This is a genomic window from Actinomadura macra NBRC 14102, assembly GCF_001552215.1.
In the GTDB taxonomy this organism is placed as follows: domain Bacteria; phylum Actinomycetota; class Actinomycetes; order Streptosporangiales; family Streptosporangiaceae; genus Spirillospora; species Spirillospora macra.
In genome coordinates, this window is record NZ_BCQT01000006.1 from 815529 (window position 1) to 827944 (window position 12416).

General features: G+C 73.3%; 15 protein-coding genes. 5 read left to right on the forward strand and 10 right to left on the reverse strand.

What is annotated here, in order from left to right:
- Nucleotides 1-57: 57 nt before the first annotated feature.
- Together AMA02S_RS12670 and AMA02S_RS12675 are read right to left on the reverse strand one after the other, a co-directional pair.
- Entirely contained in the window at nucleotides 58-825 is a 768-nt protein-coding gene (locus AMA02S_RS12670) for a thioesterase II family protein (protein ID WP_067456465.1), read from the reverse strand.
- A complete protein-coding gene (locus AMA02S_RS12675; RefSeq protein WP_218004924.1) occupies nucleotides 822-1520 on the reverse strand; it encodes an AfsR/SARP family transcriptional regulator in 699 nt (232 codons plus the stop codon). The genes AMA02S_RS12670 and AMA02S_RS12675 overlap by 4 nt, the downstream gene beginning before the upstream one ends.
- Before the next feature lie 315 nt (nucleotides 1521-1835).
- Between AMA02S_RS12675 and AMA02S_RS12680 the strand changes: the two genes are divergently transcribed.
- Nucleotides 1836-2399, forward strand: a complete 564-nt coding sequence (locus AMA02S_RS12680) for a flavin reductase family protein (protein ID WP_067456468.1) — start codon at nucleotides 1836-1838, stop codon at nucleotides 2397-2399.
- Between the two features lie 24 nt (nucleotides 2400-2423).
- A complete protein-coding gene (locus AMA02S_RS12685) occupies nucleotides 2424-2654 on the forward strand; it encodes a DUF5988 family protein (protein ID WP_067456471.1) in 231 nt (76 codons plus the stop codon).
- Between the two features lie 93 nt (nucleotides 2655-2747).
- Here AMA02S_RS12685 and AMA02S_RS44985 read toward each other — a convergent pair whose 3' ends face one another.
- Nucleotides 2748-3299 (reverse strand): MMPL family transporter, encoded by a 552-nt coding sequence (locus tag AMA02S_RS44985; protein ID WP_157430536.1) that lies wholly within the window; start codon nucleotides 3297-3299, stop codon nucleotides 2748-2750.
- On the opposite strand from AMA02S_RS44985, the gene AMA02S_RS12695 reads away from it, so the two are divergent.
- Complete coding sequence (locus AMA02S_RS12695; RefSeq protein WP_067457183.1) at nucleotides 3240-3617, forward strand: YchJ family protein; 378 nt, start codon at nucleotides 3240-3242, stop codon at nucleotides 3615-3617. The two genes, AMA02S_RS44985 and AMA02S_RS12695, sit on opposite strands and share 60 nt — an antisense overlap.
- A gap of 111 nt (nucleotides 3618-3728) precedes the next feature.
- Nucleotides 3729-4397: a hypothetical protein gene (locus AMA02S_RS12700; protein ID WP_157430537.1), complete on the forward strand. Its 669-nt coding sequence runs from the start codon at nucleotides 3729-3731 to the stop codon at nucleotides 4395-4397.
- A gap of 15 nt (nucleotides 4398-4412) precedes the next feature.
- Here the strand turns inward: AMA02S_RS12700 and AMA02S_RS12705 are convergent, their stop codons facing one another.
- The 6 genes from AMA02S_RS12705 to AMA02S_RS12730 all read right to left on the reverse strand — a co-directional run bounded on the left by AMA02S_RS12705 (nucleotide 4413) and on the right by AMA02S_RS12730 (nucleotide 9975).
- A complete protein-coding gene (locus AMA02S_RS12705; RefSeq protein WP_067456480.1) occupies nucleotides 4413-5540 on the reverse strand; it encodes a glycosyltransferase in 1128 nt (375 codons plus the stop codon).
- On the reverse strand, nucleotides 5537-6271 hold the full coding sequence (locus AMA02S_RS12710; RefSeq protein ID WP_067456483.1) for a DUF2334 domain-containing protein: 735 nt from the start codon (nucleotides 6269-6271) through the stop codon (nucleotides 5537-5539). Before AMA02S_RS12710 ends, AMA02S_RS12705 begins: the two co-directional genes overlap by 4 nt.
- On the reverse strand, nucleotides 6268-7395 hold the full coding sequence (locus AMA02S_RS12715) for a glycosyltransferase family 4 protein (RefSeq protein WP_218004926.1): 1128 nt from the start codon (nucleotides 7393-7395) through the stop codon (nucleotides 6268-6270). The genes AMA02S_RS12710 and AMA02S_RS12715 overlap by 4 nt, the downstream gene beginning before the upstream one ends.
- A 133-nt stretch (nucleotides 7396-7528) precedes the next feature.
- Entirely contained in the window at nucleotides 7529-7936 is a 408-nt protein-coding gene (locus AMA02S_RS12720) for a cupin domain-containing protein (RefSeq protein WP_067456489.1), read from the reverse strand.
- Nucleotides 7937-8758: a phosphoenolpyruvate hydrolase family protein gene (locus AMA02S_RS12725; protein WP_067456492.1), complete on the reverse strand. Its 822-nt coding sequence runs from the start codon at nucleotides 8756-8758 to the stop codon at nucleotides 7937-7939.
- Nucleotides 8755-9975 (reverse strand): Tm-1-like ATP-binding domain-containing protein, encoded by a 1221-nt coding sequence (locus AMA02S_RS12730; RefSeq protein ID WP_067456495.1) that lies wholly within the window; start codon nucleotides 9973-9975, stop codon nucleotides 8755-8757. The genes AMA02S_RS12725 and AMA02S_RS12730 overlap by 4 nt, the downstream gene beginning before the upstream one ends.
- Nucleotides 9976-10328: 353 nt before the next feature.
- Here AMA02S_RS12730 and AMA02S_RS12735 point away from each other — a divergent pair, with 353 nt between their 5' ends.
- Complete coding sequence (locus AMA02S_RS12735) at nucleotides 10329-11135, forward strand: SAM-dependent methyltransferase (protein WP_067456498.1); 807 nt, start codon at nucleotides 10329-10331, stop codon at nucleotides 11133-11135.
- 14 nt (nucleotides 11136-11149) lie between these two features.
- On the opposite strand, the gene AMA02S_RS12740 is transcribed toward AMA02S_RS12735, so the two are convergent.
- A complete protein-coding gene (locus AMA02S_RS12740) occupies nucleotides 11150-12415 on the reverse strand; it encodes an alpha/beta fold hydrolase (protein ID WP_067456501.1) in 1266 nt (421 codons plus the stop codon).
- Nucleotide 12416 lies beyond the last annotated feature (1 nt).

Consider the following 12416-nt stretch of genomic DNA (forward strand, 5'->3'; position numbering starts at 1 on the left):
GATGTGGGTGGTCTCCCGGCGGACCGCCGGGAGACCACCCAGGTCAGGCTCAGAAGATCAGACGTCGCGCGGGACCGGCGAGCCGGTGAGGCGCTCGGCCAGCACCTCGACGACCGCGTCCAGGTGGTCCTCGATGTAGAAGTGGCCGCCGGCGAAGACCCGCACGTGCACGGGGGCCTCCGAGTGACCGGCCCAGGCACGCGCCTCGTCGATCGTGGTCAGCGGGTCGGCGTCGCCGACCAGCACCACGATCGGGCAGCCCGGCTCGGGACCGGGCCGCCGGCGGTACCGCTCGATCGCGGTGTAGTCGGCGCGCACCACCGGCAGGATGAGCTCGCGCAGCTCCGGGTCGCGCAACAGCCGGGCGTCGGTGCCGCTCAGCCGCTCCAGCTCGGCCAGCACACCGTCGTCGTCCCCGGCGTGCACGTTCTCGGGACGGACCCGCGACGGCGCCCGCCGCCCGGAGACGAACAGCGTGTGCGGCCGGACCCCGGACCGGTGGGCGAGGAGCCGGGCGACCTCGTAGGCGACGGTCGCCCCCATGCTGTGCCCGAAGAGGGCGAGCGGACGGTCCGGCGGCTCCTGCGCCAGCGCCTCGAAGACGCGTCCGGCCAGGTCGGCGATGTCGGTGACCGGCGGTTCGCGGCGCCGGTCCTGGCGGCCGGGGTACTGGACGGCGAGCACCTCGACGTCCGGTGCGAGCCGCGCGGACATCGTGTAGTAGCCGCTCGCGGAACCCCCGGCATGGGGGAAGCACACGAGCCGCACCCGCGCGTCGGGCGCGGGATGGTAGCGGCGCAGCCACAGGTCCCCGGCATCGCTCATACCGCGGGACGGATGTCGAGGACGTCGGCGGCGGCCAGGATGGATCGTTGCAACTCCCGCAGGTGCCGGCCCGGCTCCAGACCCAGTTCCCTGTTCAGCGCCGACCGCGCGGACTGGTAGACCGCCAGCGCGTCGGCGCGGCGCTCGGACCGGTACAGCGCGAGCATGAGCTGCCGGTAGAACGCCTCGTGCAGGGGGTGGTCCCGGATCAGTTCGTGCAGCAGGCTGACCATCTCGCGGTGGCGGCCGAGCCGCAGGTTCGTCTCCACGAGCATCTCGTGGCACTCCAGCCGTACCTCGTCCAGCCACATCGCGAACCCGTTGATGATCGGCCCCTCCCGCAGCTCGCTCAGCGCCGGTCCCCGCCACAGCCCGAGCGCGGCCTCGAAGGCCCTGCTCGCGGGCTCGTGGGCGTCCCGCCGCATGTTCTCGCGGCCGTCGCGGACGAGGCGCTGGAACTCGTGCAGGTCGAGTTCGTCCGACCCGGTGCGCAGGACGTACCCCGGGGCCCGGGTGACGATGGGGCCCGGGGTGCCCGTCCGTCCGGCCAGCAGCTTGCGCAGCTGCGATACGTACACATACAGCGCCGCGGTGGCGCGTCTCGGTTGGGTGCCGCCCCACATCTCGGTGATGAGCTGCTCGACCGACACCACCTGGTCCGCCCGGATGAGGAGCGCCGCGAGCACGACCTCCATCTTGGGGGCGGTAACCGCCAGACTCTCCCCGTTGTCGATCACACGAAGAGATCCAAGGACCTCGTATCGCAAGTCTCCTCCGTAGGAAGAACCCACATCGGCGACGTCGGACGCGCCGAATCGGAGCACCAGGATTACAGGGAGAGACGGAGACTTTCGTCAGAGAAACTACGTAAATCGAACATAAGCAATGCTACTGACGCGCTCCGGTCCTGCGGGCCGCCGCGGGTGTCCGTCCTAAGGCCGTCTTTAGCTCGCCGGACGAGCATGGCGGGGAGGCCACCGCTCCGGCGACGACCCCGCGGAAGGACGACGATGGCGGCGAACAGCATCGAACCGCTGAACGGGTTGAGACCGGCGGGCGCGCCCCCGGACGGTCTCGATCCGGTCGCCTTCCGCGGCGTGCTGGGCCGCTTCGTCACCGGCGTCGCCGCCGTGACCGGCATCGACGACGGCGTCCCCGTCGGCCTGGTCGTCAGCTCGTTCACCTCGGTCTCGCTGGCGCCCCCGCTGGTGTCGTTCTGCGTCGCGCACACCAGCGTCAGCTGGCCGCGGGTGCGGCGCGGCGCACGCCACTGCGTCAGCTTTCTCGCCGAGCACCAGCGCGAGCACGCACGCCGCCTCGCCGCGGCGGGCGGCGCCAAGTTCGGCGACCTGCCGTGGTCGCCGTCACCGGCCGGACTCCCGCTGCTGGACGGGACGCTGGGCTGGCTGGAGTGCACGATCGAGGCCGAGCACGTCGCGGGCGACCACGTCATCGTCGTGGCCCGCGTGCACAGCCTCGGCGCCCACGACACCACTGGTCCGCTGGTGTACTACCGGGGCCGGTACGGACGGTTCGCGGCGGCCGACGCCCCGCACGGCGACATCCCCCTGTGAGTCATCTCGTAGCCAGGAGGTCCCATGCACACCAAGCGAAGCGACACATCCGCCGGCGGCACGGTCGAGGTCACCCTCGTCGGCGGCCCGCTGGAGACCCCGGAACGGGCCCACGTCCCCCTCACGACGATGCGCGAGCGCAAGGTGAAGGTCCCGCGCAACGGCGGCTACGAGCACTACGAGCTGGTCGACACGAAGGACGGCACGAGCGAGAACGTCTTCGAATGGACCATGCGCACGAGGATCGCCGAGTAGAAGCCCTTTCCCAGGTGTCGGTCCCGCCCGCCCCCCTGGCCTTGCGGCAGGCGGTGGACCGCAAGGCCGGGGGCGGGGGCACCGGAGGGTCTGCTACCCGCCGGAGTGGGACGGGAGATCCGCGGCGGCTTCCGGGGGCGGCTGGTGGAGGGGCGTGCCGCCGCCCACCACCCGGCGTCCGAGGAGGGCCGATACCGCGGGGGTGAAGATGGTGGCCATCACGAAGGCCGCGATGAACATGCCGATCGCCAGGGCGAAGCCGAGGACGGCGAGGACGTGGTTCTCGGCGGCGGTCAGCGCGGCGAAGGAGCCGCCGAGGATGACGCCGGCGGCGCCGATGGTGGGGCCGGTCTGGCGGACGGACTGCTCGGCGACGGCATGACCGTGGAGGGTGCCCGCAAGTACCTCCGCAAGGTGCTGAGCGCGAACAGCATGGGCAACCTCCGCCTGGCCAAGGAGTACGCCGAGGAGCCCTGGACCCCCATCAAGAACTGACGCACGTCCCCTCGCCGCACCCGTCCCCCACACCGCACCGCCCCGGAGGCCGCCAGCGCGGCGTCCGGGGCGGTGTCGCAGAATTGGGGGATGGCTGGGTGTGACTGCGGGGCCGGGGCACGGTATCGGGACTGCTGCGGGCGGCTGCATCGGGGACAGGCGCGGGCCGGGACGGCCGAAGAGCTGATGCGGTCACGTTTCAGCGCGTTCGCCAGGCGGGACGAGGCGTACCTGCTGCGTAGCTGGCATCCCGCGACGCGGCCGGAGCGGGTCGACTTCGACGCCGGGATGCGCTGGGTGCGGCTGGAGATCGTCCGGATGGAAGGCGGCGGGCCCGAGGACGACAAGGGGGTTGTGGAATTCCGCGCCCATTACACGGTGGGGTCCGAAGCCGGGGAATTGCAGGAGGTCAGCCGTTTCGTGCGGCATGACGGCGATTGGGTCTATGTCCGGGGCAAAGTGAGCTGACATTCCCCCCTGCGGGCGATCCGGTTCCATCGCGCGGGGGAAGAGCGGCATGGGGCGTCACTGCGAACTTGTGGGGGGCGGACGGACGGCGTCCGCGGAAAGGGGACCCACATGACGCACGGGATGCGCGCGCTGCTGGCCGGTACGGCCGTCCTCGCGGCGGTCGGGATGGCCGGGACGGGAAGCGCGACGGCCCTGGCCAAGGAGCAGGGCACAGGGAAGGGCAAGGCCCCGGCTCCGGTCAAGGAGGCCCATGTCACCGGGGATGCCTGGCTGAAGTTCCCGGCCGATCCCGAATACCCGTACCGGCGGTTCATCGTGGACGCGCACGGCGCGCCCTGGAAGGTCGTCAACGGGAAGATCGTGTTCGGGGCGGCGCGGGGGACGGTGAAGTTCGACCACTACTCGCCGGACGAGCCGGGCGGACCGTCCAAGCACCACTGGGGCTGGATCAAGGTCGACTACGTGATGGCGACCGGACCGGTCGCCATCGTCTCGGGGATCCGGCAGGACGATGTGCCGGCGAACGAGAAGCGCGCAAACCTGACGTTCTACCAGTCGCCGCGCGGCCACAAATGGGACCGGGCGGGTTTCTCCTGGGGCGTCACGCTGGCGCAGTGCCAGCAGATGGGAAGCGGTCCCGCGCCGCACAGCGCGAACAGTTCCGGTCCCTTCGGGAAATGGCTGGCGGGATACACGGTGCAGGACGCCCCGCTGCCGATCCCGGACGGCGAGTTCGAGCAGCCGGACTTTCCGCCGGACTGCACGTTCGGCCAGTGAGGTCCGCGAGCGTGGTCAGGTCCCCGCGCCCGTCCTGACCGCGAGGACGTCCAGCATGCCCTCGATCGTGGTGGTCCACGGGTAGCGCTCGGCGCGGGCGCGGGCGGCGGCGCGCCGCCGGGCGGGCGGGAGCCGCAGCACCTCCTGCACGCCGTCGGCGAACGCCGCCGCCCGTGGCGCCACCCCCGCCCCGGCGCCGGGGACGAGCAGTTCGTGCGCGGCGCCGCGGTCGGCGGCGACGACCGGCGTCCCGCAGGCGAGCGCTTCGAGGACGGCCAGTCCGAACGACTCGATCGGGCAGGTCGCGAGCGCGACGTCCGCGCGTGCGAGGAGCGCGGCGACGGCGGCGCGCCCGCCGACGTGCCCGTGGAAGCGGACGGGCAGCCGCTCGCGCTCCGCCCAGGCCCGCAGGCGGGGACCGCACGGCCCGTCGCCGACGACGTCGAGGTGCGCCGGGACGCCCCGGCGGACCAGTTCCGCCACGGCCCCGATCGCGAGATCGGGCCGCTTCTCGGTCGACAGGCGTCCCAGGTGCACCAGGCGGACGAGCCCGTCCCCGTCCCCGGCCTCGCCCCCGTCCTCGTGGCGGGGCACGAGCGGGCGGAACGTCGCCAGGTCCACGCCGAGCGGGACGCGGTGCAGCGCCGGCGCGCCGACCCGCGCGAACTCGGCGGCGGCGAACGCCGAGGTGACGACGATCGCGTCGAACGAGGCCGCCAGCCGCCGGTTCCACCGGTCGGCGACGGCCTCCAGCGGCACCCAGTCGGGCGTGCGCGGCGCGAGGATCGCGTCGAGCCGCTCGTGCGAGAACAGGACGGTCCGGACGCCGCGCCGCCGCGCCCACCGGGCCGCGACCGTCAGGGTCGCCTTGTCGGAGACCTCGATGACGTCCGGGCGGAGCCGCCCGAGCACGCGCAGCACCGGACGCGGATCGAGGACGAGCCGGTACCCGGGCGCGACCGAGGGCCCCGGCACGGTGATGACCGGCCCGTCCGCCGTCTGGCGCCGCGTGTAGGCGGGGCCGGGGACGACGAGCGCGCGCCGGTGCCCGGCCGCCGCGTACCCGGAGCCGAGCATGTCCACGGCCGTGCGGAGGCCGCCGGAGACGGGGCTGTAGAGGTTGGCGAGCTGGACGATCCTCACGCGGTCACCAGGGTCTCGTAGGTCACCGGCCGGCCACCCGCCGCGACCGTCGCGTCGATCGCGGCGAGCGCGGCGCGGCGCAGGCCCGGCCTGCCGAGGTCGGCCGGATGCAGCGCGATGCGGAACGGCACTCCCGTCCGGGCGAACGCCCGGGCGGCGCCGGTCATCACGCGGGCACCGGTGCGCTCCCCCGCGCCGCCGGGACGGTGCGAGAGCGCCGGCATCCGCCGCACCGGGCCGCCGGGCAGGCTGTGGACACCGAGGTGGCTCGTCCAGTAGGTGAACCCGAGCGTGGCGAGGGCCTGCCGGGTGCCCTGGGACGCGAGCCAGCCCGGCGGGGTGAACCCGACGACGTCGATCTCCGCCTCGGCGAGCAGGGCCAGCCCGGCGCGGAGCCGGCGGACGGCCTGCGCGCCGGTCAGCGACCAGAACTCGCCGGCCCCCCTGACCAGCGCCTGGTCGACGCCGCGCCGCCACAGCGGCCCGCCGGGCACGCCCTCGTGGAGGTAGCCGTGCAGGGCCAGCTCGTGCCCGCGCTCGGCGGCGGAATGCAGGAACGTGACGAGCGGCCCGTCGTCGGGCAGCGCGGCCCTTCCCTCGAACGGCCCGGGGATGACCAGCAGCGTGCACGGCACCTCGCGTTCGTCCAGGTCGGCGAGCCACCGGGCCGTGGCCTCGGCGGTGGACGGCGCGACGTCGTGGATCGAGACGACGAACGGGAACGCCCTCATGCGGCGCTCTTCGCGCGCCGCTCGGACGTCCCGTAGACGACGGCCCGGTAGTGGCCCATCAGCTCGCCGCAGACCGTCTCCCAGTCACGCCCCCGCACGGACTCCACCGCCTGGACGGACATGCGCCGCCGCATCCCGACATCGTCGACGAGCGTGTGGACGGCCGCTCGCAGCTCGCCCCCGTCGTCTGGCGCGTACAGCAGCCCGTTCGCGCCCGGACGGACGAGATCCAGGGGACCGCCCGCGGCGGCCGCGACCACCGGCACGCCCGAGGCGAGCCCTTCCTGCACGGCCTGGCAGAACGTGTCGTCCGCGCCCGTGTGCACGAACACGTCGAACGAGGCGACCAGCTCCGACAGTTCCGTCCCGGTGCGGAACCCGGTGAACACCGCGTCCGGCATGCGGCGGCGCAACCGTTCCTCCTCCGGGCCGTCACCGACGACCACCACCTGCGCGCCGGGAACGCCGACCAGCCGGGTGAGCATCTCCGGGCGCTTCTCGGCGGCGAGCCGGCCGACGTACCCGACGATCGCGCGGCCGTCCGGTGACAGGCGCGCGCGCAGCGACTCCGACCGGTGGGACGGGTGGAAGCGGCGCCGGTCCACGCCCCGGCCCCAGTACGCCAGCCGGGGGACGCCGCGCCGTTCCAGCTCCGCCAGCACCGGCGACGACGGCGCGAGCGTCCGGTCGGCGCGGCCGTGCAGGCGGCGCAGCCACCACCAGATCGGCGGGTCGGTGCCGCGCAGGCCGTACCGGCGCGCGAACCCGGCGACGTCGGTCTGGAACACCGCGACCGTGGAGACGTCCAGGCGACGCGCGGCGGCGAGCCCGGACGCGCCGAGCACCAGCGGCGACGCGAGGTGGACGATGTCGGGCCCGAAGTTCCGCAGCGCCGCGGTGACGCGCCGGGTCGGCACTCCCACGGAGAACGTCGGGTAGAACGGCAGGGCGATGCCCCGGACGGGCTCCACCGGCGCACCGGCGTGCGAGTCCGGCGCGGGCCCGGGGGCGATCACCAGGGCCTCGTGCCCGTGGGCGGCGAGGTATTCGAGTACGCGGCACACCGAGCCTGTGACCCCGTTCACGCGGGGGAGGAACGACTCGGTCACGATGGCGACCTTCACGGCCGGAAGGTTCTCCCTGGTGCGCGACATTCCCGCCGCGCCCTGACACCCGCGAGGCGAACATCACAAGAACGTAAAAGTCGCCTCAGTGATCACACCGTCGCGCAGCGCCGCCGGAGCCCCGTGACCGGCGCTAGGCGCGGCGCCACTCCGGGGTCTCGTCCGCGTCGTGGACGCGGTAGTCGGGGGCGCCTTCGAGCGCCCTCTCCTCCCCGCCCGGCGTGTAGGTGACGATCAGCCGAAGCGGCCGCCACGTCGCGTTGTACGTCGAGTGCCAGGCGCCCTTCGGGATGTGGACGGCGTCGCCCTCCCGGATCGTGAACGGCTCCCCGTCGTCCACCATCTGGGTCGCCTCACCGGAGATCACATAGATGACCTCCTCGGCGCCCGGATGGTGGTGCCGGGCGTGCCCCTTGCCGGGATTGACGATGACCTCGCCGAGCGTGCTGGACGCGCCGGGCACGGCGGACGGGGTGACGAACCACTTGATCGACCCCCAGTCGAAGGTCATCGTGGCCACGTCGCCAGGGGTCAGCAGCATCTACAGCTCCAGGTTCTTGAAGGCGGCCACCTGCGCGGTGATGGCCCGCTCGGTCGGCAGCCGTTCGACCGAGGACGCGCCGAAGAAGCCCACCACGCCCCGCGTCCGGGCGAGCACGTACGCGGCGTCGTCCGGCTCGGCGATGGGACCGCCGTGGCACAGCACGAGCACGTCCGGGCGCACCGCGTGCGCCGCGTCACCCATGGCCTGGACGCGGTCGACCGCCTCGTCGAGCGTCAGGGCCGTGCCCGCGCCGATGCTGCCCTTGGTGGTGAGCCCGACGTGCGGGACGAGGACGTCCGCGCCCGCCTCGGCCATCGCCCGCGCCTGCTCCTCGTCGAACACGTACGGGGCGGTGACGAGGTCGCGCTCGTGGGCGAGCCGCACCATCTCCACCTCCAGGTCGAAGCCCATGCCGGTCTCTTCGAGATTCTGCCGGAACACCCCGTCGTACAGCCCGACCGTGGGGAAGTTCTGGACGCCCGCGAAACCCATCGCCTTGAGCTGGTCAAGGAAGACGGGCATCACGCGGAACGGGTCCGTCCCGCATACTCCGGCCAGGACGGGGGTGTCCCGCACGACCGGCAGCACCTCGGACGCCATCTCCACCACGATCTGGTTCGCGTCCCCGTACGGCAGCAGCCCCGCCAGCGATCCCCGGCCCGCCATCCGGTACCGGCCCGAGTTGTAGATGATGATCAGGTCGACGCCGCCGTCCTCCGCGCACTTGGCGGACAGCCCGGTGCCCGCCCCCGCGCCGATGACCGGTCTGCCCGCGGTCCCCGCGGCCCGCAGCCGCTCCAGCACCGTCCGACGGTTCACCGTGCTCCCCCCGAGATCATCTCGTGCAGCCGCGCGGCCATCGCCCGGCCGAACTCCGGATCGTTGACGTGCAGGTCGAGCCGCTTGCCCGGGACGGCCCGCAGTGCCTCGAAGCACGCCGCGTCGGCCGTCGCGTCCTGGAACGGCATGCCCGGCGCGTCTAGCGCCGACACACCGCGCAGCGGGACGAACAGCTCGGCCGGCCCCGTCGCGGCCGCCAGCTTGGCGGCCACGCGGCGGCCCAGCTCGGCCATCTCCTCCGCCGTCGTCCGCATCAGCGTGACGGTCGGGTTGTGGACGTAGAGAGTGCGGTCCTCGAACCGTTCCGGGACGGTGTCGCGCGGTCCGAAGTTCACCATGTCGAGTGCCCCGGGCGCCACGACCTGCGGCACTCCGCGCCGGCCGGCCGCCGTGAGCCGGTCCGGTCCGGCCGACAGCACTCCGCCGACCAGGTCGTCGGCCAGCTCCGTCGTGGTCAGGTCCAGCACGCCCGCCAGGAGCCCGTCCCCGGCGAGACCCTCCAGCGCCCGCCCACCCGCGCCGGTCGCGTGGAAGACCAGCACCTCGTACCCGAGTTCCTCCAGCCGCTCCCGCGCCGCGTCCACCGCCGGGGTGGTGACCCCGAACATCGACGCCCCGACCAGCGGACGCCCGTCCTCCGTCGCCGGCCGAGCCCCGTGCGCCCTGGCCATCCCGGCCGCCGCGGCGGCGGCGTTCCCGAGGATCAGCCGTGACACCCGGTTGACGCCGGCGATGTCGACGACGCTGTAGGTCATCGTCACGTCCCTGGCGCCCACGTACGGCGCGACGTCCCCGGCCGCCATCGTCGACACGATCACCTTGGGCAGCCCGATCGGCAGGTCCCGGACGGCCCGTGCCGCGATCGAGGACCCGCCGCTCCCGCCCACCGCGAGGACGGCGTCCACCCGTCCCTCGCCGAGCAGACCGGCGAGGACCACCGCGGCGCCCTCCCCCATCGCGGTGACCGCCGCGCCGCGGTCCGCCGCGCCGCGCAGCGCCTCCAGAGAGGTGCCCCCGGCTCGCGCCACCTGCTCGGCGGACACGTCCGCCCCGGTCTCGGACGTCGTGGCCCCGGACACCCCGACGCCCACATCGACCAGCACGACGTCACAGCCCAGCTCCCGGACGCGCGCACGGAGCCACGCGTACTCCGGTCCCTTCGTGTCGAGCGTCCCCACCAGCACGACCGTGGCCATCGGCAACCCCCTCCCGCCTTGAATCCGCCCGCCTTGAATCCAGCCGCCTCGAACCGGCTCCCGGCGGTTATGCCCCGCCTCCCCGTGATCATCTCGCGGGGGCGCCGCGGGGCGTCAGCCTGCCGGGACGGGAGCCTCGCCGATGGCGCCGTCCTCCAGGCTCAGGACGCGGTCGGCCCCGGAGAGCAGGGCGGTGACGGTCGAGACCGCCCGATCTTTCTTTTACTTTTCGCAACATTTCACTGTTTGGCCGGTGCGATTTCCGTGACGAGTTCCTCACCGTTCGAGAGTGGCCCGCCGATTCCGCGGGGTACAGGGGGAGCAGGACAAGGGAAAGAGCAGAGGTGTCACCCGTGGCCGACGAGACCCCCGCGCCCGACTCGCCCGTGATCGACACGACCGTCCCGCACTCGGCCCGGATCTGGAACTACTGGCTGGGCGGCAAGGACAACTACCCCGTCGACCGGGCCGCCGGCGATCAGTACGTCGACGTGTTCCCCGGGATCGTCGACATCGCGTGCAGCGGGCGGGCCTTCCTCGCGCGGGCCGTCCGGTTTCTGGCGGGCGAGGCCGGCGTCCGGCAGTTCCTCGACTGCGGGACGGGACTGCCCACCGCCGACAACACCCACGAGGTCGCCCAGCGGGCCGCACCGGCGTCCCACATCGTGTACGTCGACAACGACCCGCTCGTGTTGTCCCATGCGCAGGCCCTGCTCACGAGCTCGGCCGAAGGCGCCACCAGCTACGTCGAGGCCGACCTGCACGACCCCGAGAGGATCCTGGACCTGGCGGCCACCGAGCTCGACTTCGGCGAGCCCGTCGCGCTGCTGCTGATGGGCGTGCTGGGGCACATGGGCGATCACAAGGAGGCGCTCGGAATCGTCCGGCACCTGGGCGGGGCGCTCCCGTCCGGCGGCTATCTCGCGCTGTACGACGACACCGACACCGACGAGGCGCACAACCGGGCGCAGCGGGACTACGACGACACCGGCGCCGTCCCGTACCGGCTCCGGCCGCCCGAGCAGATCATCGCCTACTTCGACGACTTCGACGTGGTCGCGCCCGGCGTCGTGCCGTGCGAGGAGTGGCGGCCCGAACCGGACCAGGGCGGCCCGCCCAGGCGGACGTCCACCCTGTGCGGAGTGGGCCGCAAGCCCTGAGCGGGCCGCGGACCTTAGGCGTCGCCGCGCACGAGCGCGATCAGCCGGTCCAGCACCCTGGCGTCGGCCGACAGCCCGTTGTGGGCGTACTCGCTGGTCACCCAGGTGCGGAGGCCCGGGATCGCGGCCGCCGTCGCCAGCGACATGTCCCGGTCGACGTACATGTCGTCGTGGTAGACGGCGGCGGCCACCGGAACGGTGTTGGCCGCGAGCCGCGCCGCGTCGTACAGCGCCGGCCACTCGGACGCGGCGAGCACCTCCGCGCACTCCCGCAGCGGCGCCAGCGCCGGGTCCTCATCGAACATCCACGGATGGATCGTCTCGCCCAGGAAACGGAACGGGTCGGCCTGCGGGGCGAACTCGGGGAGCTCCCCGAGCACGCGGTCCGCCGACCAGCCGGACGACATCCCGTCGCACAGGCACGCCTCGTGGACGAGCGCGTAGAGCGGCTGCCCGGCGAACGACACGGCGTCGCCCACCCCGTGCAGGAACGTGTCGGACAGGCGCCCGTCCGGGAGGAACGCCTCCTCCAGCAGGTAGTGCAGATCGTGAAAACGGGCAGAGTGACCCAGGTCGATGCCGACGCCCTGGAAGCGGCGCGGGGTCAGCCGCTCCCCCGTCGGGAGCCGCTCATCGGTCCGTTCCAGGTGCACGGCGACGCGGCGCGCCACGTCCTGATCGCCGGGGTAGCACGCGAAGTACCGCTCGTTCGCCGCGGCGATCCTGCGATACGACGCCCGGTACCACTCGTCCGGGGTGGCGGTGAGGCTGGGCAGCCCGCCGGTGATGAACACCTCGCTCAGCCCTTCGGACGCGGACGACAGGTACGTCACCGCGCAGAAGCCGCCGAAGCTCTGCCCGAGGACGCTCCACGGGCGGTCCCCGGCCAGGTGCCGGCGCAGCAGCTCGGCGTCCCGGACGATGGAGTCGGCACGGAAGCGGCGCAGGTAGGCCGCCGCCTCCCGCGGATCCGCCGGGAGCGTCTGCCGGTTCGCGGGCGTGCTGCGGCCGGTGCCGCGCTGATCGAGCAGCAGCACCCGGTAATCGCGCAGAGCCCGCCCCAGCCAGGCCGCCGTGCCCGCGCCCGGACGCACCGCCTTGTAGCCCGGCCCGCCCTGGAGGAAGAGCAGCCACGGCAGGTCCGCGTCCTCCCTTCCGGGCGCGACGACCTCGCGCGCATAGATCCGCACGGACGGCCCGTCCGGCGCCGCGTGGTCCAGCGGGACGTCCAGGAAGTGATCGGTGCAGACGAGGCCGGGGCGGCGGAAAGAGATCGGCATG